Here is a 23291-nt window from a genome sequence, read left to right as displayed (position 1 = left end):
TATGAGAAGAAGTGGAATGCTGCTGCCAATCGCCAGTCTGCCGTCTCCATACGGCATTGGAGCATTTTCAAAGGAGGCATATGAGTTTATTGACCTTTTGAGGGATACCGGTCAGAAGCTCTGGCAGATATTGCCGCTGGGACCTACCAGCTACGGGGATTCCCCCTATCAGTCCTTTTCCACTTTTGCAGGCAACCCCTATTTCATAGATTTGAATGTGCTGATCGGAAAAGGATGGCTGACAAAAGAAGAGTGTGATGCCTGCGACTGGGGAGACCATCCCTCCTATATTGATTATGGGAAAATATACGAGAGCCGTTTTCCTCTCCTTCGGAAGGCATTTGAGAGAAGCAAAATCCTTTCCGACGGCAATTTCCTCACTTTTTGCGTGGAAAACAACCACTGGCTGGATGACTATGCCCTCTACATGGCTGTGAAGAATAAATTTGGCGGCAAAAGCTGGATCGAATGGGATGAGGAAGTGCGCCTGAGAGAGCCTGCTGCCCTGAAAAAATATCAGGACGAGCTGCGTGAGGACATTATTTTTTATCAATACCTGCAGTTTGAATTTTTTGAACAGTGGAAAAATGTGAAGAATTATGCCCATGAAAAGGGGATTCAGATTGTTGGAGATATCCCAATCTATGTGGCATTTGACAGCGCGGATACCTGGGCGAATCCGGAACTGTTCCAGTTGGATGAAAATAATCTGCCCATAGCAGTGGCCGGATGTCCGCCGGACGGGTTTTCTGCCACAGGCCAGCTCTGGGGCAATCCCCTGTACCGCTGGGATTACCACAGGAGAATGCACTATGGCTGGTGGATGCGCAGGATAAGCCACTGCTTTAAGCTCTTTGATATTGTGCGTATTGACCATTTCAGGGGATTTGATGAGTATTATTCCATCCCTTACGGAGATGATACGGCACAAAACGGCCACTGGGAAAAGGGGCCGGGCATGGACTTGTTCCATACCATGAAAGAAGAGTTGGGAGAGCGGAACATTATTGCGGAAGATTTGGGATTTCTCACGGAGACCGTGTATAAGCTGCTGCGTGACAGCGGGTATCCGGGCATGAAAGTGCTGCAGTTTGCCTTTGACACCAGTGAGAACAGTGATTATCTCACCTATAAATATGATAGAAACTGTGTGGTCTACACAGGAACCCATGACAATGACACTACAGTGGGCTGGTATGAGCACATGACAGACTGGGACAGGGATGTTGCCCTCAGATACATGAACAGCTTTCATACACCAAAAGAGGAGCAGCACTGGGATCTGATAAGCCTTGCCATGCGCAGCGTAGCAGATACTTGTATAATACCGGTGCAGGATTATCTGGGCATTGGCAGTGAGGCGAGGATCAATACCCCCTCCACATTAGGGGACAACTGGAAGTGGCGGATGGAAAAAAATGCATTTTCAGACGAATTAAAAGGCAGGATTTGGCATATGACAAAGTTATACGGCAGATTATAGGCCGCAGAAAGGAAGGAATCATTATGGCATTTAAAGAAGTAAAAACAGAGGAATTACAGTTCAATCCATTTACCAAGATTGGAAAAGAGTGGATGCTGATCACAGCGGGAACAGAGGAAAAATACAATACCATGACTGCAAGCTGGGGCGGCGTTGGTGTGATCTGGAGAAAAGATGTGGTGACAGCTTACATCCGTCCCCAGCGGTACACAAAGGAATTCGTGGATGCAAACGATACCTTTACTATCTCCTTCTTCCCTAAGGAGTACAAAAAAGCCCTGAGTCTCTGCGGCAGCGTGTCCGGACGTGACAGGGATAAAATCACAGAGGCCGGTCTGACCGCCTGCTTTGTGGACGGCACTCCCGTGTTTGAGGAGGCCAGTCTGGTGTTTGTCTGCAAGAAAATGTATCACGGAGATATTTTCCCGGAAAACTTTGATGCACCGGAGAATGACGAAAAGTGGTATCCTGAGAAAGACTATCACACCATGTATATCGGAGAAGTTTTGAAGGTACTGGTGAAGGAAGGCTGAATGCATTGGAAAATCTCATATTCAGCCTGAATGCCACGCTGCCCATCTTTCTCACTATGCTTCTGGGGCTTCTGTTCCGGTATCTGGGACTGATGAGCGCTGATTTTGTGGCAAAGCTCAACCGTTTTGTCTTTGTGGCAGCCATACCGGCGCTGGTATTTCAGGACATTTCTTCTGTGGATGTACGGGAAAGCTGGGACGGCGGATTTGTCCTGTTTTGTTTTCTGGCTACCCTTGTAAGTATTACGGTGATCACCCTCCTCGCCAGGTTTCTGGTGGAGGAGGATATCCGGGGGGAGTTTGTGCAGGCGTCCTACAGAAGCAGTGCCGCTATTCTGGGTATTGCGTTTATCCAGAATATCTATGGCAGTTCCGGAATGGCGCCTCTTATGATCGTTGGAACGGTTCCCCTCTACAATGCGGCGGCGGTGGTGGTGTTGTCCCTCATGAAGCCCGGACGAAAAAAGCTTGACAGAAAGCTTTTGCTTCAGACAGCAGAGGGGATCGTGACCAATCCTATTATACTGGGTATCCTGGCCGGCATTCTATGGTCTGTACTCCGAATCCCCCAGCCGGAAATCATGCAGAAAACAGTGAAGAACGTGGCAGTCCTGGCAACCCCTCTGGGCCTTATGGCTATGGGGGCTTCCTTTGAAGGAAAGAAGGCCTTGGCAAAGCTGCGTCCTTCTGTACTGGCGGGTGTGATAAAACTGGTGGTTCTGGCTGCCGTTTTCCTTCCCCTTGCTGTCCGCCTTGGGTATAGCGGGGAACGCCTGATCGCCATACTGGTCATGCTGGGGTCAGCCACAACCGTGAGCTGCTTCGTCATGGCGAAAAATATGGGGCATGAGGGCGTGATGACTTCCAGCGCAGTTATGCTGACTACGTTTTTTTCGGCGTTTACACTGACCGGATGGCTGTTTTTATTGAAGACCCTGGGACTGGTCTGAGAGAAAAGGAAGTGGTTCCATGTGTTGTTCCTTATGACCGTGCGGCCATGAAGCCTGTGGTCAGATCCAAGCATCTGCACCGGATAGCAGGTGGCAGGGTTCAGAGATCTAAAAACAGGAAAATTCCAGGAGGTATGCCTGATCAAAAACGGGGGAAGAAGAAATTTCAAAAGAGTGGTAAAATAAAAAAAGATGTGCTATAATTAAAAACCAGAGAATATTCATTACTTTACATAAGGAGAAGCATCATGAGCCAGGAAAAAGTCGACAAATATAAAAACAATAAGAATAACCGCGACAAGATCCAGAAAAAAGAGGCACGTGCCCTTTTACTGGAGAAAGTGATCGTTTCCGCAGTTTGTCTGTTGATCGTGGGATGGATTGGCTATTCTGCTTACAGCCTTGCCACAAAAGATGACACGGAGGGGGAGGCTGTCACCACGGAAATGAACGTAACAGCCATGACAGATTATCTCCAGGAGCTCTCTGCAGGAGAAGCGGCTGAATAAGCATACAGGGAAGGCAGAATTGGAAATGCAGAAATGCATTTCCTTTTTTCGTGATTCGGGAAGATACGCAGCCGTGTTTGGGGCGTTTGGATGGAGGGATTGCCGGTGAGGGAAAAAGGGATCAGAGGGATCTGGCGCTGGATTTTGATTTTTACGGCTGTGTTCATGGCAGTGCTGCTTGTTCTTACCGCACTGCAGGCAGGGCCTATGGACTTTTCGGAAAAAAACAGCAGTGTATATAAGTGGGATACAGGCTGGCATTATAATGCAAAGGATGGTGCAGAACAGACATGCCGGGTGCCGTCCAGGATCAGCATCAGCGAAGGCAGTTTTATCCTCCGCCAGAGGGTACCGGACTTTTTGGAGCAGGAAAAGTACCTGGGATTTTTAAACCATTACCAGCAGGTGGAGGTTTTTATTGACGGTGAGAGCAGATTCCGGTATACAGAGGAGCAGACGGGACGGTTCCGCAGTATGATGGGAAATACACTGTGCATGATAAAGCTTAACAGGGAGGACGCCGGAAAAGACATAGCGATCAGGTTTGAAGTTTTTTTTAGGGATATGCAGGGCCAGATACCTGTGATCTACCTGGACAGCAGAGAGAGTCTGTTTTTGCACTTCTGGATGCAGGAGCAGCCCAAGCTGATCTTTTGTCTGGTGCTCCTGGTGCTGAGTGCAGGACTTTTCCTTTTGTGGCTCCTTTTGAGAGTCAGGGAGGAGGTACGGGTATCCAGTGTGTTCCATGCTTGGGTCTTTATTCTGGTATCAGCCCTGTGGATCCTCACGGATTCCAGAATCACCATATTTTTCATTCCTTGGCCCCGGTTTATCTGTCTTTTATCCTTTTACGCGTTTTATATGATTCCGATTCCCATGCTTTCCTTCATCGGTGAAGTATGCGGCAGAAAGTCGGCTATGCTGGACTGGATGAGGACAATTCTGGCCTGCAATGTACTGGTGCAGAGCCTTCTGTACCTGGCCGGGGTATGTAAGCTGATGCATATGCTGCCAATTACCCATGTGCTCTATGGGGCAGCTATAATCTGTTCGGTCCTCTACATGGCAAAGGAGCTTAGGAGCAGCAAAGCCCAGTATGCCAAGATCTTTTTTGCGGGAGTGTTTTTTCTAATGCTTATGGCAGCCGTATCTCTGCTTTCTTTTTATACAGGAGTGGGAAGCAGATATGCCATGTATTATCAGCTTGGCCTTATGGGATTCATGTGCGCACTGATCTGCATGACCATACGGCAGGTCAATGAGATCCTGGAGGACAGGACCGGGGACAGGATCTTGGAGGAACTGGCGTATATGGATATTATGACAAAGCTGGGAAACCGTTCCGCCTATGAGATACGCCTGCAAAAGCTGCAGGAGACCATGACTCCGGGGCAGGAGTTGTCAGTAGTCATGGCGGATTTGAACGGCCTGAAGAAAGTGAACGATACCCTGGGACACAAAGCAGGGGACGAGATGATCAGGGGATGTGCCAAATGTCTGCAGGAGGCGTTCTGCGGCTTTGGGGAGATATATAGGATCGGGGGAGATGAGTTCCTGGTCCTGCTGGGGCATCTGCAGAGCATCCGGACCTGGGAGGCTAATCTGAAGGATGCCCAGGAGAAATACAATTCTGAGCATAAAGTAAAAATTTCTATCGCGGCAGGACTGGCCACAGGCAGGAAAGCGGGAGCGTCAGATCAATGGCTGCATGAGCTGATCGGGCAGGCGGATAAGAATATGTATGAAAATAAAAAAAACAGCAGGGAATAAAAATAGGGGAAGCCGGCAGAGCTTTCCTTAACAACAAAAAGCGGCTGGACAGAATCTTCTGTCCAGCCGCTTTTTTCGTACAGTTTATCCGGAAATTATAATTTTTCTACGTTAGCTGCCTGCATTCCACGAGCGCCTTCAGTTAAATCATAAGATACAGCCTGTCCTTCTTCCAGGGATTTAAAACCATCTCCATTGATAGCGGAGAAGTGTACGAATACATCCTGTCCGTCTTCACCTGTGATGAATCCGTAGCCTTTTTCTGCATTAAACCATTTTACAGTTCCCTTGTTCATAGTGTTACCTCCATAAAATAAAAAAATAAAAATTAGGATTGGATAAAGAAAACAGGAAGTACGCTTCGTGGAAAGTTCCCATTATTTATGAAAAATAAGCGGTCTTTAGAGAGGGTATTATAAATAAGAAAATAATACAATCTCTAAAAACCGCTTAACATCACGATAACCGGAAGCTTATTAAATGCACTTTCAATTATTTATATCCAATATTCCTTTAACAAATTCAGTATATTCGCAAATCGAAAAAAAGTCAAGTAAAAATGTATAATTGACGAAAGAAATTGTGTATGTTACTATTAAAATCAAAAGATGTAAAGTCCCGGAGGAAGAATTTATGAATATTTTGATCAGGAACGGACGTATCATCGATCCGGCAACAAAAACAGACGAGATAAGCGACCTCTATATAGAGGGCGGCAAGGTTAAAAAGACAGGCAAGGGCTTAAAGCCCAAGGACAAGACAGATAAGGTCATTGATGCTTCGGGCTGTTATGTGATGCCCGGTCTCATTGACCTGCATGTACATCTGCGTGACCCGGGGCTGACATATAAAGAAGATATTGTATCCGGATCCAAGGCAGCGGCCAGGGGCGGATTTACCACCATTCTTGCCATGCCCAACACCAAGCCGGTCATCGACAGTGCGGACCGTGTGAAATATGTGCAGAATAAAGCGAAGGAATTGTCACCCATCCATGTGATGCAGATCGGTGCCATAACAAAAGGCCAGGCCGGTGAAGAACTGGCGGATATTGAGGAGATGATCGAGCAGGGAGTGCCTGCCATCAGCGAGGACGGCAAGTCCGTTATGAATGCCAGATTATATAAGAACGCAATGGGGATCGCAGCGAAATACGATGTCCCGGTGTTTGCCCACTGTGAGGACCGGAATATTGTGGGGAAAGGCTGCGTCAATGAGGACGAGCATTCCAGAAAGATGGGACTGCCGGGAATCAGCAATGCGGTGGAGGACATCATTGCGGCAAGAGATATCATTCTGGCAAAAGAGACAGGGGCAAAGCTCCATCTGTGCCACTGCTCCACCAAGGAGAGCGTCCGCATGGTAGAACTTGCAAAAAAAGAGGGGATCAAAGTGACAGGTGAGGTCTGCCCGCACCATTTTACACTGACCTCTGACGATGTGGACCCCAATGATGCCAACTATAAAATGAACCCGCCCCTGCGCACCAAAGAGGACAGGGATGCACTGATCTGCGGTCTGAAGAATGATATCATGGACGTGATCAGCACAGACCATGCGCCCCACAGCCGCGAGGAGAAAACCATGCCTATCACCAGAGCACCGTTTGGTATTGTAGGGCTGGAGACATCCGTTGCCCTTACGATCACAGAACTGGTGGACAAAGGGATCCTGACCCCTATGCAGATGGCTGAGAAAATGAGCTACAACCCGGCCAAGATCATTGGTCTGGACAGAGGTTCCCTGGAAGAGGGAAAAGCGGCGGATGTGACCATCATCGACCCGGATGCGGAATATGTCATAGACTCTATGACATTTCTGTCAAAAGGAAAGAACACCCCATTCCACGGACGCAGGGTCAAAGGTCTGGTAAAAGCCACGATCTGTAACGGTAAGATCGCCTATATCCAGGATGGTATGACCAGATGACAAAGAATTATCCATAAGAGAAATACGGAGGAAAAACCATGATAAATAAACTTACAGAGAAAATCAGAAAGACCCACGCACCTATTGTGGTGGGTCTGGATCCTATGCTTAATTATATTCCTAAACACATCCAGGAGGCAGCATTCAAAGCGTGCGGTGAGACGCTGGAAGGTGCAGCCGAAGCGATCTGGCAGTTCAACAAGGAAATTGTGGATGCCACTTATGATCTGATCCCTGCAGTAAAACCACAGATCGCCATGTATGAACAGTTTGGCATTCCGGGCCTTATGGCTTTCAAAAAGACAGTGGATTACTGTAAGGAAAAAGACCTGGTGGTCATCGGAGATATCAAACGCGGTGATATCGGTTCCACTTCTGCGGCTTACGCTGCCGGACATATCGGCAAAGTACAGGTGGGCAGCAAGGAATATGCCGGGTTTGACGAAGATTTTGTGACAGTGAATCCTTATCTGGGTTCCGATGGGGTGAACCCATTCATTGATGTGTGTAAGAAAGAGAAAAAGGGCCTTTTCATTCTGGTGAAGACCTCCAATCCTTCCAGCGGTGAGTTCCAGGATCAGCTTGTAAACGGAAGGCCTCTCTACGAACTGGTCGGCCAGAAAGTGGCAGAGTGGGGACAGGAATGCATGGGTGACACCTACAGCTATATCGGCGCTGTGGTAGGTGCCACTTATCCGGAGATGGGAAAAATCCTCCGCCGCATTATGCCGAAAGCCTATATTCTGGTACCGGGATACGGTGCGCAGGGCGGACAGGGAAAAGATCTGGTGCACTTCTTTAATGAAGACGGTCTGGGAGCTATCGTCAATTCATCCCGTGGCATTATAGCTGCCTACAAGCAGGAAAAATATGCAAAGATGGGCGAGGCTGACTTTGCAGATGCTTCCCGCAAGGCAGTGGAAGATATGATCGCAGATATCGACGGCGCCCTGCAGGCTGCAAAATAAGGAGAGGACCATGGCAAAAGCAAAGATAACAAGTACAGTGTTAAAACAGGAAAAGCTGGCAGAAGGTGTGTACAGTATGTGGCTTGCGGCTGATGAGATTGCCGCAGTTTCCGTACCGGGACAGTTTATCTCAATCTACAGCAATGACAAAAGCAGGATGCTCCCCCGCCCCATCAGTCTGTGTGAAATAGACAGGGAGGCGGGAAGCCTAAGGATCGTATACAGAGCCGTGGGAAAGGGGACAGAAGAGTTTTCAAATGCCTGTGCAGGCGACACCCTGGATATCCTTGGCCCTCTGGGAAACGGTTTTCCTATGGAAGAGATCAAGGGTAAACATGTGCTTATGATAGGCGGGGGTATCGGTGTGCCTCCTATGCTGCAGACAGCAAAGGAGGCGGAGGCGGACGTTACCATTATATCCGGTTACCGGAATGCGGACCTCTTTCTTGAGAAAGAACTGGAGGCAGCGGGCAGGCTTTTTATTGCTACAGAGGATGGAAGCGTGGGCACCAAGGGAAATGTCATGGATGCGATCCGTGAGAACAAAATAGAACCGGACGTTATCCTTGCCTGCGGCCCCACTCCCATGCTGCGGGCGCTAAAGGCTTATGCGGATGAGAAGAATATAACATGCTACATTTCTCTTGAAGAGAAGATGGCATGTGGAATCGGTGCCTGCCTGGCATGTGTCTGTCAGTCAAAGGAAGTGGACGGGCATTCCCATGTGCATAATAAACGAATCTGCAAGGATGGCCCGGTATTTTTGAGCACGGAGGTAGAGCTTTGATGAATACAAAAGTAAATCTGGCCGGTGTGGAACTGAAAAATCCGGTTATGACAGCATCCGGAACTTTTGGTTCCGGGGCGGAATACAGTGAGTTTGTAGAACTGAGCCGTCTGGGCGCTGTTGTGACAAAAGGCGTTGCCAGTGTGCCCTGGCCCGGAAACCCCACACCGCGTATTGCGGAGACTTCCTGCGGAATGTTAAACGCCATTGGACTGCAGAATCCCGGGATTGATGTATTCTGCCAGAGAGACATTCCCTTTCTGAAAAAATATGATACAAAAATCATTGTCAATGTATGCGGCAAGAGCACAGAGGAATACTGTGAAGTAGTGGAGCGTCTGGCTGATGAAGAAGTGGATATGCTGGAGATCAATATTTCCTGTCCTAATGTAAAAGAGGGCGGCATTGCGTTCGGACAGGATCCCAAAGCAGTGGAGGCTATCACAAGAGAAGTTAAGAAATACGCCAAACAGCCCATCATCATGAAGCTTAGCCCGAATGTTACGGATATTACGGAGATGGCAAGAGCAGCCCAGGCAGGCGGCGCGGATGTGCTTTCCCTGATCAATACCCTGACAGGCATGAAGATAGATATCAATAAGAGAACCTTCGCTCTGGCAAACAAAACCGGAGGTATGTCGGGACCTTGTTTAAAACCAGTTGCTGTCCGCATGGTCTATCAGGTAGCCCGCGCGGTGAAGCTGCCCATTATCGGTATGGGCGGTATCTGTAATGCGGAGGATGCCCTGGAATTCATCTTGGCCGGTGCCACAGCCGTGTCCATAGGAACTGCCAACTTCACCAACCCATATGCAACGGTGGAGACTGTGCAGGGGATTGAAGCGTATATGAAGAAAAATAAAATTGAGGATATTCAATCCCTGATAGGTGTGGTAGAATAAACGGGAAGAGAAAACTAGGAGGAAATTCGATGGAAGCGTACAAACAGGAATTTATTGAATTTATGGTGGACTGCCAGGTGCTGAAATTCGGAGACTTCGTCACAAAGAGCGGACGGAATACCCCGTTTTTCGTAAACACCGGATTTTATAGAACAGGAGCACAGCTTCGCAAGCTGGGAGAATACTATGCCAGAGCCATTGCGGACAAGTTCGGATTTGACTTTGATGTACTGTTCGGACCGGCCTACAAAGGAATACCGCTGACAGTGGCTGCGACCATGGCGATCAGTGAGTTTTACGGTAAGGATATTCGTTACTGTTCCAACAGGAAGGAAGTTAAGGACCATGGGGACAAGGGGATCCTTCTGGGAAGTCCCATTACAGACGGCGATAAGGTGGTCATCATCGAGGACGTGACAACCGCAGGAACCTCCATTGCTGAGACACTTCCCATTATCCGGGCACAGGGTGATGTAAGCCCCATCGGCCTTGTGGTTTCTGTGGACCGCATGGAGCGGGGACAGGGCGAGAAGAGCGCACTCAAAGAGATAGAAGAAAAGTACGGCCTTGCAACAACTGCCATTGTAACTATGGAGGAGGTTGTGGAGCACCTGTACAACAAAGAATACAAAGGAAACGTTATCATTGATGATAAGATGAAAGCGGCCATTGATGCATATTATGAGAAATATGGCGTAAAAGAATAAGACAATCATCAGATTTTGTCGGGACGGAAGGAAGTGTGCTGGATGAACGAAAAGATTTACAAGACTATGTCATGTGCCGGAGTTACCTCTCTGGTACTGGGAATCGTCGTTATGGTTACAAGTATTGTTAGCGGAGTTATGCTTATTATAAACGGAACCAGACTTTTAAAAAAGAGAAGTGAAATCACATTCTAGCCGGACAGAATAACACCAGAACAATAGAAAGGGCGATGAACAGACTTTCTGTTGTCAAGAATAAAGAAGAGGGCGTTTTAGGCGGCCCTCTTCTTCATACATAGGAGAGACTATGCAATAGGAGTTTAGAACATTGAAAAATAAAACAAAAAGGAAAATTAAAGCGGCAGGAACTGTTTTGTTCCTGATTTATATACTTGCGCTTATTTATTTCCTGTTTTTCGCGGAGCGGTTCAGCGGTGTGGAGTTTGCCCAGAGGGAATACCACTACAACCTGACTCCATTTCAGGAAATTAGAAGATTTTGGATATACAAAGAGCAGCTTGGAGTTTTTGCAGTGGTATCTAATCTGTTTGGTAATGTAATAGGTTTTGTTCCTTTTGGCCTGATCCTTCCCATCATATGCAGAAATGCAAGGGGATTCTTTTTTATCACTTTTTCCGGTTTTGCACTGAGCCTTTGCGTGGAAACCATACAGCTTATCACTAAGCTGGGATGCTTTGATGTGGATGATATGATTTTGAATACAACTGGCGCGGCATTTGGATATATTCTTTTTGCTGTCAGCCATTTTATATATAGAAAAAACAGGAGGAAACAGCATGGCAAAGAAACGCTATAAATATTCATTTACGAAAAAAAGACATACCAGAGGTGGAGTGGAATCCTCTATCCTGGCGCTGGTGTCCGGCCTGCTGTTTTTGGGAGCAGCCGTCTGTGCCCTTGCACTGAACGGACAGGGAGGCATGTATCTGGGAGCACTTGGAATCCTGGCTCTCGGTTTGTCAGTATTTGGGTTTGTTCTGGGACTGAAAAGTTTTTCCGAACAGAATCGTGCATTTCTTTACAGCAAGGTTGGCTCTGTGGCCAATGGTGTGCTGATGGTCATTTGGATCGCACTTTTTCTGGTAGGAATCTCATAGTTGTTGATCACAGAACTGCGTTTTTGCAGGGCTGTGGACCGTAACATCTCATAAGGAGGATAACATGGAAGATAGACTGAAAAAACAAATGGAATTTATGCTGGAGGTGGACAAGAGTAAATTTGTACGCCGCCAGACCTATTTATCAGACGGGATCCGCAGGGAGAATGATGCGGAGCACTCCTGGCATCTGGCGCTGATGGCAGCCCTTTTATCAGAACATGCCAATGAGACCATAGATGTGGCCAGGACCATGCTTATGGTTCTGATCCATGATATTGTAGAGATAGATGCAGGGGATACTTATGCCTATGACGATGCCGGTCATATGGATAAACGGGAGCGTGAAGTCAAGGCGGCGAACCGCATCTTCGGGCTTCTGCCAAAAGACCAGGCGGAAAAAATGATGGATTTGTGGGAGGAGTTTGAGACATTTGAGACTCCGGAGGCAAAATTTGCCCACTCTCTTGACTGCGTGCAGCCCCTTATGCTCAATGATGCCACAGACGGCAAGTCCTGGAGAGAGCATGAAATAAAAAAATCACAGGTCATGAAAAGAAACGCGAAAACAGCCCAGGGTTCTGAAAAACTGATGGAATATGTGAACGGGATCCTTGACAAAAATGTGGATAAAGGAAACCTGAAAGATGAGTAGAGATACTTTTTTGGAGGAGCGTTTTGAACTGGTAAAAGGAAGGATCCGGGAGATGCGGCAGGACATGGATGTGCCGGAGAGGTTTTGTGGTTTTTTTAAAGAGATGACTACATACCTGAACTATGTGCTGACCCTTCACGAGAAGATCAGGGAGGGGTGGCTGGAACATGCCGCCCTTTCGGAACTGCAAAAAAACAATGAGGAGCTTTACGCAGGTATACTGCCCGGTGCCTATGAGACATCCTATACAAATCCGGCCTATGCGGTGCGTATGCTTTCAGAAGATTACGGCAGGCTCCTATCCTTTCTGGCAGCGGAGGTGCGCGGGATCGTGGCCTATGCGTATGAGGACCGTCTTTTTGATATGACGGTGCTCATGGAGCTGTATGTACAGATCTATAATCTGCTGGAGGAACCCACTGTGCCGGCACAGGAGATAAAAGATACACTGTACTGGTATGTGAGTGATTACAGTGAGGAGATGGTTGGGAGAAGAATCCGGGAAGCTGTGGACCCTTCTCTTGATTTTGCTGTGCGCATAATCTGCGGAAGTGACCTTACGGATATAAGGTATTTATATAAGTATGGGGAATACGTGACGGAGAACGAGATTTCCATGGCAGAATACCTGAATGATTTTTCGGAAGAAGAAATAAAGGCCATGGCCCGCACATTTACAGAAGGCTACAGAATTGGATTCATCAACGGAAGAAAAGATATCTCCAAAAAGAACAGTGTGAATATCCGTTATCAGCTTGGCTTTGAGCGTATGATAAAGGAAGCTGTCTGCCAGTTTGAAGAGATGGGGTTAAAGCCTGTGATCTACCGGAGCGCGGTTCATGCGGTGAATAAAAAACAGCACCACAGGATCGGCTATTACGGGGCAATTCCCAACAAGCAGCTGGATTATGACCACAAGGATGACTCAGCCCTTTATTTGGACCAGGAATTTGTGCAGCGGAAGCTGCGGGTCATGCAGGTGGCCTATGAGCAGGTGAAAGAGCTTGCCAATACCCACGGAGGTCCGGCTGTGATCGAGACCTTCGGTGAGAAGCCTTTTACACCTGTCAGCAAGAAAGAAGCCTTCTCCCTGACGCCGCACCAGCAGAGACTACAGGTAAATTATGACAATGAGGCAGGACAGATCGTGAACCGCTATATCAAGGGGGAAGAGCGCAGTTTCACCATAATTGCATATCCGGTGTGTGAAATAGGCCCACAGTTTAAGGAGATATTCCGGGATACCGTTTGTCTGAACACTCTTGACTATGGTCTTTATCAGGATATCCAGCAGAAGCTTATCAATGCCCTGGATGAAGGGTGTAAGGTCAGGATAAAAGGCAGAGGGTCTAACCAGACCGATATGACTGTGCGTCTGCACGAACTGGAAAATCCGGAAAAACAGACAAACTTTGAAAATTGTGCGGCAGACGTGAACATTCCTGTGGGTGAGGTTTTCACAAGCCCGGTCCTTGGGGGCACGAACGGCGTGCTTCACGTGTCGGGCGTGTATCTGGACGGCCTGTACTACAAGGATTTGAAGATGACTTTTCGGGATGGAAAAGTATCAGATTATATTTGCAGCAATTTTTCCACGGAGGAGGAGAACAGGGATTATATGAAAGAAAATATCCTGTTCCACCATGATATGCTGCCCCTGGGGGAATTTGCCATAGGCACCAACACCACTGCGTATGTGATGGCAAAGAAATATCATATCGAAGATATCCTGCCCATCCTCATTGCGGAGAAGATGGGCCCCCATTTTGCGGTGGGTGATACCTGCTACAGCTGGTCTGAAGATACGGCGGTGTACAATCCTGACGGAAAAGAGATAATTGCCAGGGATAATGAAGTGTCTATCCTCAGAAGGATTGACCCGGGCAGAGCATATTTCGGATGCCATACAGATATCACCATTCCCTATGAGGAGCTGGGGGAGATCACTGCTGTGAAAAAAGACGGAAGTCTGATACCGATCATAAAAGACAGCCGGTTTGTACTGAAGGGAACAGAGGAACTAAACCGGGTATTGGAAGAATTATAGTATATTTGCAGCCGCCAGCCAGTGCTGCAGCAAATATTATTTTGGGAAGCCGAAGAAAAACGGCTTCCTTTTTCCGTGAAAAACGGCCATTTTTCTTCATAAGCTGCCATCAAAAATGAGATATGAGGTTGACAATGTTTAGAACTCTATGTAAAATTGTTCTGTAAAGAAGAAGCAGCAGAATAGCTGTTGCAGCCATTCTGAATTTGCTTTTTGGATTTGGAATGAGGATAGAGATAATTATAAAGGAGATAGGTCATGGCAAAAGTTGGAATTGTTATGGGAAGTGACTCTGATATGCCTGTTATGAAAAAAGCAGCAGACATGTTGGAAAAGTTTGGGATCGAGTATGAGATGAAGATCATCTCAGCCCACAGAGAACCGGACGTATTCTTTGAGTACGCCAAGACAGCGGAGGAAAAAGATTTCAAAGTCATCATTGCAGGTGCAGGAATGGCAGCTCACCTTCCAGGCATGTGTGCAGCGATTTTTCCCATGCCGGTAATCGGTATCCCCATGCACACCACATCATTAGGAGGAAGAGACTCCCTGTATTCCATCGTACAGATGCCGTCCGGAATTCCGGTTGCAACAGTTGCAATCAACGGAGGAGCCAATGCAGGTATTCTGGCAGCCAAGATTTTAGCAACTTCGGACCCGGCACTTCTTCAGAAGTTAAAAGACTACAAAGAAGAGCTGAAGGACCAGGTCGTTGCAAAAGACGCAAGACTGCAGGAAGTTGGATATAAAGAGTATTAATACAGAAAACGTAACTGTTTGGACGTTTACCCCCAAAGGGGACTTTCCCCTCCCAGGGATTTTCTTACGGTCAGCGCAGTGAATGCGTAGACCTACTGAATAGTTACCGGAAAACAAACTTTTGGAGGATGAAAATGGATTACAAGAATGCCGGTGTAGATATTGAAGCAGGCTACAGATCAGTAGAGTTGATGAAGGAACACATTAAAAAGACCATGAGACCGGAAGTGCTCACCAATATCGGTGGATTCTCCGGTGCATTTTCCATGGATGCATTCAAGAACATGGAGAAGCCGACTCTGGTATCAGGAACAGACGGTGTGGGTACCAAGTTGAAACTGGCTTTCATCATGGACAAGCACGACACCGTAGGAATCGACTGTGTGGCAATGTGCGTGAATGATATTGCATGTGCAGGCGGAGAGCCGCTGTTTTTCCTGGATTACATTGCCTGCGGCAAGAACTATCCGGAAAAGATTGCGGAGATCGTCAAAGGCGTGGCAGCAGGCTGTGAGCAGTCAAATGCAGCGCTTATCGGCGGTGAGACAGCAGAGATGCCCGGGTTCTATCCGGAGGACGAATACGACCTGGCAGGATTTGCTGTAGGTGTAGTGGACGAAAAAGACCTGATCACAGGCAAAGAGTTAAAAGCCGGCGATGTACTTGTAGGCATGGCGTCCTCCGGTGTACACAGCAATGGATTTTCCCTTGTCAGAAAAGTGTTTGATATGACAAAAGAGTCTCTGGACACTTACTATGATGAGCTGGGGAAAACTCTGGGAGAGGCATTGATCGCTCCCACTAAGATCTATGTAAAGGCATTGAGAAGCGTAAAAGAAGCCGGTGTCCGCATCAAAGGCTGCAGTCATATTACGGGCGGCGGATTCTATGAGAACGTGCCGAGAATGCTGAAAGACGGCGTATGTGCAGTGATTGAGAAGGACAGCTACCCCATTCCCCCGATTTTCACCCTGATGGCAAAAAAAGGTGAGATCGACGCAAAAATGATGTACAACACCTACAACATGGGAATCGGCATGGTGATGGCTGTGGATGAGGCAGACGTGGAGAAGACCATGGAAGCCGTGAAGGCAGCAGGTGAGACTCCGTATGTCATCGGCCGCATTGAATCTGGAGACAAAGACGTTAAATTAGTGTAGTACGATATAAGGTAACCATTTAGCCGACTGAATAGTTACGATAATAAGTTCCCGCAGATTCCTACATATACAGGCAGTCTGCGGGCTTTCCGCTCATTGAGAAAGAGAAAGGTGGGTACACGATGCTGAGACTGGCAGTTCTGGTGTCCGGCGGCGGCACAAACCTGCAGGCCATAATAGACGCCATTGACAATAAAACAATTACGAATGCGGAGATTTCCGTGGTGATCAGCAACAACCCCGGCGCCTATGCGTTGGAACGCGCGAAAAACCGTGGAATGGACGCTGTTTGCGTATCCCCGAAAAACTATGAAAACAGGGCAGCTTTCAATCAGGCTCTTCTCGAAACCCTGCAGTCCTATAACCCGGATTTGATCGTGCTTGCGGGTTGTCTTGTGGTGATTCCGGAGATCATGGTAAAAGCGTTTCCAAATAAAATCATCAATATCCACCCGGCGCTGATCCCTGCTTTCTGCGGAACCGGCTATTATGGGCTCAAGGTCCATGAGGCTGTGTTGAAAAGAGGGGCGAAAGTGACCGGAGCTACAGTACACTTTGTGGATGAGGGCACAGATACCGGCCCGATCATCCTGCAGAAAGCAGTGGAAGTAAAAGAAGGGGATACCCCGGAAATCCTTCAGTTAAGAGTTATGGAGGAAGCAGAGTGGGTCATCATGCCCAGAGCCATTGATCTGATCGCAAATGACAGGATAACAGTGGAAGACGGTATTGTGAAAACGAAAGAATAAATGGAAGGAAGAGGCGCAATATGAAAGTATTAATTATCGGAAGCGGCGGAAGAGAGCATGCCATTGCATGGAAAGTGGCACAGAGCCCAAAAGTGGATAAGATTTACTGTGCACCGGGGAATGCGGGAATCGCGGAGTTTGCCCAGTGTGTGGATATAAAAGCCATGGAATTTGAAAAGCTTGCTGCATTTGCAAAGGAAAATGCCATTGACCTTACTGTTGTGGGTATGGATGACCCGCTGGTAGGGGGCGTTGTGGATGTTTTTGAGAAAGAGGGTCTGCGTGTATTCGGACCCAGAAAAAATGCTGCCATTTTGGAAGGCTCCAAAGCATTTTCCAAAGACCTGATGAAAAAATATAATATCCCCACAGCAGCCTATGAGAACTTTGAGGATGCAGAGGCAGCTTTGGCGTATCTCCGCGAAAAGGCGGAGTTCCCTATTGTGCTGAAGGCAGATGGCCTTGCGCTTGGGAAAGGCGTATTGATCTGCAGTACCTTGGAGGAGGCAGAGGAAGGTGTTAAAACCATCATGCTGGACAAGAAATTCGGTTCCGCAGGCAATACGCTGGTTGTGGAGGAATTTATGACAGGCCGTGAAGTTTCTGTGCTTTCCTTTGTGGATGGTAAGACAATTAAGACTATGACTTCCGCACAGGACCATAAACGAGCAAAAGACGGAGACCAGGGCCTGAATACCGGCGGTATGGGAACTTTCTCCCCAAGTCCTTTCTACACCAAAGAGGTGGATGATTTCTGTGAAAAATACATTTATCAGGCAACCGTGGATGCCATGGCTTCAGAGGGAAGAGAGTTTAAGGGAATTATTTTCTTTGGGCTTATGCTCACAGAGAAAGGGCCGAAGGTTCTGGAATACAACGCGCGCTTCGGCGACCCGGAAGCGCAGGTGGTGATCCCGAGACTGAAAAATGACATTGTGGAAGTGTTTGAGGCATGTGTGGACGGCAGACTGGATGAAATAGACCTGCAGTTTGAGGATAATGCGGCTGTCTGTGTGGTCCTGGCTTCTGACGGATACCCGGTATCCTATGAAAAAGGATTTCAGATCAAGGGTCTGGAGACTTTCAAGGACAAGGACGGCTACTATGTATTCCACGCGGGAACTGCTTTTAAAGATGGCCGGATCGTTACAAACGGAGGCCGTGTCCTGGGTGTGACGGCAAAGGGAACAGACTTGAAAGCGGCCCGCGCCAATGCGTATAAGGCAGTCGAATGGATTTCCTTTGACAACAAATACATGCGCAATGATATTGGCAAAGCAATCGACGAGGCATAAAAAGGATTTGATTGATACCAAAGAAAGGAAACGCCGCAGACGCCGGACGTTTCCTTTTTTTGTCACACACTTGAACAAATACCTTATTTGTGCTATTCTATATATAACAAATTCCAAAAGAGAAAGCAGGTGGAAGAATGTTGATAGAAATTGATTTCAACAGTGAAGAAGCAATTTATATTCAACTGTGTAATCAGATCATATTGGGAATTGCCACCTCCAAGCTTCAGGAAGGTGAAAATCTTCCTTCTGTGAGACAGCTGGCTGACACCATAGGCATTAATATGCATACGGTAAATAAAGCCTATTCTGTTTTAAAGCAGGAAGGCTTTGTCACGATCGACAGGAGGAGAGGCGCTGTTATTTCCATAGATGCGGATAAGATACGTGCCCTGGAAGAGATGAAAGAAGAACTGAGAGTTCTTTTGGCAAAAGGAAGCTGCCGGAATATTTCCAGAGCAGAGGTCCATCAGCTGATAGATGAAATCTATGAAGAATATGAGTAGTTAAGGAGACTTGCATGAAAGAACGTTATTCAAAGCAGGCAGTAAGTGCGCTGAAAGCCGCTGAGAAAACTGCCGAGGGAAGCAGCCATAATTATGTGGGCACAGAGCACCTGCTCGTGGGGCTGCTGAAAGAAACGTCGGGAACAGCAGGGCTGGTCCTGGCAGAAGCCGGTGTGGAAGAAAAAAAACTGCTGGCGCTGATTGATAAACTGATTGCCCCACAGGGGGATGTGGTGCTGGAAAATCCCCAGGGATATACACCCAGGGCCCAGAGGGTCTTAGATAGAGCCAGAGAGGAGTCAGGCAATTTAGGCGGCGGTGTCATAGGCACAGAACATATCCTGATCGCCATGCTCAAAGAATATGACTGCGTGGGAACCAGACTTCTCCATACGCTGGGAATCAACATACAGCAGCTTTATCTGGATGTGCTGAAAGCCATGGGAAAAGATAAGATGATTCCCAAGGAGGACCTGCAGAGCGGCAATCTGATGAAAGCGTCCACAGGAAGCCAGACCCCCACTCTGGACCAGTACAGCCGTGACCTTACCAAAATGGCAGCGGATGGAAAACTGGACCCTGTTATCGGCAGGGAGAAGGAAATCTCACGTATTATCCAGATCCTGAGCAGAAGAAGCAAGAATAATCCCTGTCTGATCGGTGAGCCGGGAGTTGGCAAGACGGCCATCACGGAAGGGCTTGCACAGAGGATCGTGTGGGGGCTTGTACCGGAGAATATGCTGGATAAGCGTGTGGTGGTCCTGGATTTGTCCGGTATGGTAGCAGGCAGCAAATACAGAGGCGAGTTTGAAGAGAGGATTAAAAAAGTGGTACAGGAAGTCATGAACAACAAGGGTATCCTTCTGTTCATAGATGAACTGCACACCATTATCGGCGCAGGCGGTGCGGAGGGCGCTCTGGATGCGTCCAATATCCTGAAGCCATCCCTCTCCAGGGGAGAAATCCAGCTTATCGGTGCTACAACCATAGATGAATACAGAAAATATATAGAAAAAGATGCGGCACTGGAGCGTAGATTCCAGCCTGTCATGGTAGAAGAACCCTCCAAAGAGGAAGCAGTGGAAATATTAAAAGGCCTTGCGCCTTACTATGAAAAACATCACGGGGCAGTGATTGAGGAGTCAGCCATAGAGGCAGCCGTAACCATGGGTGTCCGGTACATCAACGACAGATTTCTGCCGGATAAGGCGATTGATCTTCTGGATGAAGCTGCATCCAAGGTGCAGCTGGCGGGTTATAAGACACCGGAAGGCATTGTGCAGACTGAGAACCATCTCCGCAGCATTTATGCAGCCAAGGAGGAGGCTGTTAAGTCCCAGGATTTTGATTTGGCGAAGGAACTTCAGGCAGAGCAGGATAAAGCTGAGGGAGAGCTTACGAAAGCCCGTGAGCGCTATGAGAAACAGTGCCGCAGCAAAAAACTGGTGGTAAAGGCAGAGGACATTGCAGAGGTGGTTTCCGAATGGACAAAAATACCTGTGAAGAAACTGGCTGAGGGAGAGTCCAAACGCCTTGCCCGCCTGGAACAGATCCTTCACAGGCGTGTCATCGGCCAGGAAGAAGCGGTATCCGCAGTGGCAAAAGCGGTCAAGAGGGGACGTGTGGGACTCAAAGACCCCAAACGCCCCATTGGTTCCTTCCTGCTGTTAGGACCTACAGGTGTGGGCAAGACAGAGCTTTCCAAAGCACTGGCGGAGGCTGTGTTCGGCAGCGAGCAGTCCATGATACGGGTGGATATGTCTGAGTATATGGAAAAACACAGTGTGTCCAAACTGATCGGTTCACCGCCGGGATATGTGGGGTATGAGGAGGGCGGCCAGTTCAGTGAAAAGGTGCGCAGGAACCCTTACAGTGTGATTCTTTTTGATGAGATCGAGAAGGCACATCCCGATGTGTTCAATATCCTGCTCCAGGTTCTGGATGACGGGCATATTACAGATGCACAGGGAAGAAAGGTGGATTTCAAGGAGACCATTATCATTATGACCTCCAATGCCGGTGCACAGGCCATTATAGCTCCCAAAAAGCTGGGATTCGGGGCTGTAGAAGATGAAAAACAGGATTATAAGAGGATGAAGGAAGGGGTCATGGAAGAGGTAAAACGTATGTTTAAGCCGGAATTCCTGAACCGGATCGACGAGATCATCGTCTTCCACACCCTCAACAAGGAGGAGATCAAGAAGATAGTCGGAATCCTGATGAGGGACCTGATCAAACGCTGCAAAGACCAGATGAACATTAACTTGAAGGTGCGTGACAGCGTGAAAGAACTCATAGCCAAGGAAGGGTTTGACCCCAAATACGGGGCAAGGCCGCTGAAACGGGCGATTCAGAGTAAAATCGAGGATGCCATGGCAGAGGAGATCCTGGAAGGGAAAATCAAGGAGGGGGATGAGGTTACCCTCGGAATTTCTAAACAGGGAATAAAATTTGTGGTAAATCCCTCGAATGACTAGAAAAAGATCACGAATTATGGTAACATGCATATAAGGTTTCCATTGAGAAATATAACCAAAGACACCGGAAGGCCAGGAAGTCTTTCCGGCCCCGGTGAAAGACATAAGTGGGAGGACATTGAGATGTCAGTAGTAAAAGAGTTAATACGAACAGAGGAAAACGGTAAGATCAGCTTTGGAAATTATGAATTGGCAGCGAAATCCAAACTATCCGACTTTGAGCATGACGGAGACATGTATAAAGTAAAGACATATAATGAAATTACAAAGCTGGAGCGCAACGGTATGTTTGTGTATGAGTCTGTTCCGGGAACTGCAGTTCTGGATCTTGATGTAGTGGAGGACGGCATGAGCTTTGCGGTGGAAGGCCCAAAGGATGCGCAGATCACCGTAGAACTGGAAGAAGATACAGAATATGCGGTTACCATAGATGGAGTAAATGCAGGTCAGATGAAGACGAATCTGGGCGGCAAGCTGTCCTTCAGCGTTGAGCTTGAGCAGTCCGAGCAGGTATCTGTAAATATTAAGAAGCTGTAAGCAAGGATGCGGCCGGATCAGGCAGTGGTTTAGCTTAAAGCAGCGGGTCGGGGTGTGGTGCCCCGGCCCGTTTTATCTTTGCAAAGGAAAGGACAAACATATGGCAAAGGCGAAAAAGACAGTTTTCTTCTGTCAGAACTGTGGATATGAGTCTGCAAAATGGATGGGGCAGTGTCCCGGATGCCGGGAGTGGAATTCATTTGTGGAGGAGACTGTTTTCCAGGGGACTAAAAAAAGCCCGGGACAGGCGGCAGGAAGCGCAGCGGGCGGCCGTGCAGGCAAACCTATGATGCTCTCTCAAATAGATATCAGGGAGGATAACCGGATCAAGACCAGTATGGAGGAATTAGACCGGGTTCTGGGCGGCGGTGTGGTCCAGGGCTCTATGGTGCTGGTTGGGGGAGATCCCGGAATTGGAAAATCCACCCTTCTTCTGCAGGTATGTAAACTGCTTTCTGATGCAGGTCATAAAATTCTATATATCTCAGGAGAGGAATCCCTGAAGCAGATTAAAATGCGGGCGCAGCGTATCGGGGAATTCAATGAGAATCTGCGCCTTCTCTGCGAGACGAACCTGGAGATCATCAGCACAACCATAGAAAATGAAAAGCCGGAGGCGGTCATTATCGACTCTATCCAGACCATGTATCATGAGGAGGTGTCCTCCGCACCGGGCAGTGTTTCCCAGGTCCGGGAATCCACAGGTATCTTGATGAAGATTGCAAAAGGAATGGGAATATCGGTCTTTATTGTAGGCCACGTGACCAAGGATGGAAGTGTGGCAGGCCCCCGTGTACTGGAACATATGGTGGATACGGTACTGTATTTTGAGGGGGACAGACATGCGTCCTACAGAATCTTAAGAAGTGTGAAGAATCGTTTTGGCTCCACCAATGAAATCGGTGTATTTGAGATGCAGGAGTGCGGGCTTGTGGAGGTGAAAAACCCCTCTCAGGTTATGTTAAACGGCCGTCCTACGGATGCGTCAGGGACTGTGGTGGTTTGTTCTTTAGAGGGGACGCGTCCGATATTGATTGAAATCCAGGCTTTGGTCACAAAGACTAATTTCGGTTTGCCGAGGAGAACCTCTGTCGGTATTGATTATAACCGGGTTAATTTACTTATGGCAGTTTTGGAGAAGCGTGCAGGCTTGGCACTGGGAAACTGCGATGCGTACGTCAACCTTGCGGGCGGTATGAAGCTGGGGGAACCGGCTATTGATTTGGGCATTGTGGCTGCCATTATATCCAGCTATAGGAACAGAACGGTGGACCCGGATACCTTGATTTTTGGTGAAGTGGGTCTGTCCGGTGAGGTGCGGGGAGTCAGCCAGGCACAGCAGAGGGTGAAAGAGGCGGAGAAAATGGGATTTACAACCTGCATAATGCCGAAAGCAAATCTGGAAGGATTGCAGGGAAAATTCAAAATCTCCTTGATCGGAGTAGGTAAT

The 23291-nt window shown here is 47.9% G+C and carries 24 protein-coding genes (1 of these 24 cut by a window edge); 23 read left to right on the top strand and 1 reads right to left on the bottom strand.

All coding sequences use genetic code 11. From position 1 onward, the window contains the following. Nucleotide 1 precedes the first annotated feature (1 nt). From malQ to A4V09_RS11205, 5 genes are all read left to right on the top strand, one after another. A complete protein-coding gene (gene malQ, locus A4V09_RS11225; protein WP_065542424.1) occupies nt 2-1483 on the top strand; it encodes a 4-alpha-glucanotransferase in 1482 nt (493 codons plus the stop codon). A 23-nt stretch (nt 1484-1506) separates the two neighbouring features. Next, the gene (locus tag A4V09_RS11220; protein ID WP_065542423.1) at nt 1507-2016 is read left to right on the top strand and encodes a flavin reductase family protein; all 510 of its coding nucleotides are present in this window, start codon (nt 1507-1509) and stop codon (nt 2014-2016) included. A gap of 5 nt (nt 2017-2021) precedes the next feature. Continuing rightward, nucleotides 2022-2966, top strand: a complete 945-nt coding sequence (locus A4V09_RS11215; RefSeq protein ID WP_065542422.1) for an AEC family transporter — start codon at nt 2022-2024, stop codon at nt 2964-2966. Nucleotides 2967-3214: 248 nt separating this feature from the next. Then, nucleotides 3215-3475, top strand: coding sequence for a hypothetical protein (locus tag A4V09_RS11210; protein ID WP_065542421.1), 261 nt, complete (start codon nt 3215-3217; stop codon nt 3473-3475). Nucleotides 3476-3580: 105 nt separating this feature from the next. After that, complete coding sequence (locus tag A4V09_RS11205) at nt 3581-5245, top strand: GGDEF domain-containing protein (protein ID WP_065542420.1); 1665 nt, start codon at nt 3581-3583, stop codon at nt 5243-5245. Between the two features lie 95 nt (nt 5246-5340). Here A4V09_RS11205 and A4V09_RS11200 read toward each other — a convergent pair whose 3' ends face one another. Next, nucleotides 5341-5541: a cold-shock protein gene (locus tag A4V09_RS11200; protein WP_018596689.1), complete on the bottom strand. Its 201-nt coding sequence runs from the start codon at nt 5539-5541 to the stop codon at nt 5341-5343. Nucleotides 5542-5878: 337 nt separating this feature from the next. Here A4V09_RS11200 and A4V09_RS11195 point away from each other — a divergent pair, with 337 nt between their 5' ends. The 18 genes from A4V09_RS11195 to radA form a co-directional block, all read left to right on the top strand. Further along, entirely contained in the window at nt 5879-7174 is a 1296-nt protein-coding gene (locus A4V09_RS11195) for a dihydroorotase (protein WP_065542419.1), read from the top strand. A 38-nt stretch (nt 7175-7212) separates the two neighbouring features. Beyond that, nucleotides 7213-8142 (top strand): orotidine-5'-phosphate decarboxylase, encoded by a 930-nt coding sequence (gene pyrF, locus A4V09_RS11190; protein ID WP_065542418.1) that lies wholly within the window; start codon nt 7213-7215, stop codon nt 8140-8142. Between the two features lie 10 nt (nt 8143-8152). After that, the gene (locus A4V09_RS11185; protein WP_065542417.1) at nt 8153-8929 is read left to right on the top strand and encodes a dihydroorotate dehydrogenase electron transfer subunit; all 777 of its coding nucleotides are present in this window, start codon (nt 8153-8155) and stop codon (nt 8927-8929) included. Next, nucleotides 8929-9831, top strand: a complete 903-nt coding sequence (locus A4V09_RS11180; RefSeq protein WP_171285294.1) for a dihydroorotate dehydrogenase — start codon at nt 8929-8931, stop codon at nt 9829-9831. The genes A4V09_RS11185 and A4V09_RS11180 overlap by 1 nt, the downstream gene beginning before the upstream one ends. 29 nt (nt 9832-9860) lie before the next feature. Then, nucleotides 9861-10538, top strand: coding sequence for an orotate phosphoribosyltransferase (gene pyrE / locus A4V09_RS11175; protein WP_065542415.1), 678 nt, complete (start codon nt 9861-9863; stop codon nt 10536-10538). 42 nt (nt 10539-10580) lie between these two features. Next, nucleotides 10581-10733, top strand: coding sequence for a hypothetical protein (locus tag A4V09_RS24915; RefSeq protein ID WP_167388438.1), 153 nt, complete (start codon nt 10581-10583; stop codon nt 10731-10733). Between the two features lie 133 nt (nt 10734-10866). Further along, the gene (locus A4V09_RS11170) at nt 10867-11355 is read left to right on the top strand and encodes a VanZ family protein (protein WP_065542414.1); all 489 of its coding nucleotides are present in this window, start codon (nt 10867-10869) and stop codon (nt 11353-11355) included. Further along, nucleotides 11336-11656: a DUF6142 family protein gene (locus A4V09_RS11165; RefSeq protein WP_065542413.1), complete on the top strand. Its 321-nt coding sequence runs from the start codon at nt 11336-11338 to the stop codon at nt 11654-11656. The genes A4V09_RS11170 and A4V09_RS11165 overlap by 20 nt, the downstream gene beginning before the upstream one ends. 64 nt (nt 11657-11720) lie before the next feature. Continuing rightward, nucleotides 11721-12311, top strand: coding sequence for an HD domain-containing protein (locus tag A4V09_RS11160; RefSeq protein WP_065542412.1), 591 nt, complete (start codon nt 11721-11723; stop codon nt 12309-12311). Further along, nucleotides 12304-14358, top strand: a complete 2055-nt coding sequence (locus A4V09_RS11155) for an aminopeptidase (RefSeq protein ID WP_065542411.1) — start codon at nt 12304-12306, stop codon at nt 14356-14358. The genes A4V09_RS11160 and A4V09_RS11155 overlap by 8 nt, the downstream gene beginning before the upstream one ends. Before the next feature lie 258 nt (nt 14359-14616). Further along, nucleotides 14617-15117 (top strand): 5-(carboxyamino)imidazole ribonucleotide mutase, encoded by a 501-nt coding sequence (purE, locus tag A4V09_RS11150; protein ID WP_065542410.1) that lies wholly within the window; start codon nt 14617-14619, stop codon nt 15115-15117. A 134-nt stretch (nt 15118-15251) separates the two neighbouring features. After that, nucleotides 15252-16277, top strand: a complete 1026-nt coding sequence (gene purM / locus A4V09_RS11145; RefSeq protein ID WP_065542409.1) for a phosphoribosylformylglycinamidine cyclo-ligase — start codon at nt 15252-15254, stop codon at nt 16275-16277. Nucleotides 16278-16399: 122 nt separating this feature from the next. Further along, nucleotides 16400-17026, top strand: coding sequence for a phosphoribosylglycinamide formyltransferase (purN, locus tag A4V09_RS11140; protein WP_065542408.1), 627 nt, complete (start codon nt 16400-16402; stop codon nt 17024-17026). 20 nt (nt 17027-17046) lie between these two features. Further along, complete coding sequence (gene purD / locus A4V09_RS11135) at nt 17047-18321, top strand: phosphoribosylamine--glycine ligase (protein ID WP_065542407.1); 1275 nt, start codon at nt 17047-17049, stop codon at nt 18319-18321. 137 nt (nt 18322-18458) lie between these two features. After that, a complete protein-coding gene (locus tag A4V09_RS11130; protein ID WP_065542406.1) occupies nt 18459-18827 on the top strand; it encodes a GntR family transcriptional regulator in 369 nt (122 codons plus the stop codon). Nucleotides 18828-18841: 14 nt separating this feature from the next. Then, on the top strand, nt 18842-21304 hold the full coding sequence (locus A4V09_RS11125; RefSeq protein ID WP_065542405.1) for an ATP-dependent Clp protease ATP-binding subunit: 2463 nt from the start codon (nt 18842-18844) through the stop codon (nt 21302-21304). A 123-nt stretch (nt 21305-21427) separates the two neighbouring features. After that, complete coding sequence (locus A4V09_RS11120; protein ID WP_065542404.1) at nt 21428-21841, top strand: endosialidase; 414 nt, start codon at nt 21428-21430, stop codon at nt 21839-21841. Nucleotides 21842-21941: 100 nt separating this feature from the next. Further along, nucleotides 21942-23291 carry the 5' portion of a DNA repair protein RadA gene (gene radA, locus A4V09_RS11115; protein WP_065542403.1) on the top strand. Its footprint extends 27 nt past the window's final position, so 1350 of the gene's 1377 nt are visible here — the first part of the coding sequence; its start codon is at nt 21942-21944; its stop codon lies beyond the right edge, outside the window.

It is taken from the genome of Blautia pseudococcoides, from assembly GCF_001689125.2.
GTDB classification, from domain to species: Bacteria; Bacillota; Clostridia; order Lachnospirales; family Lachnospiraceae; genus Blautia; species Blautia pseudococcoides.
The sequence above is the reverse complement of the archived record's forward strand: the minus strand, read 5'-3'. Positions and strand labels throughout refer to the sequence as shown.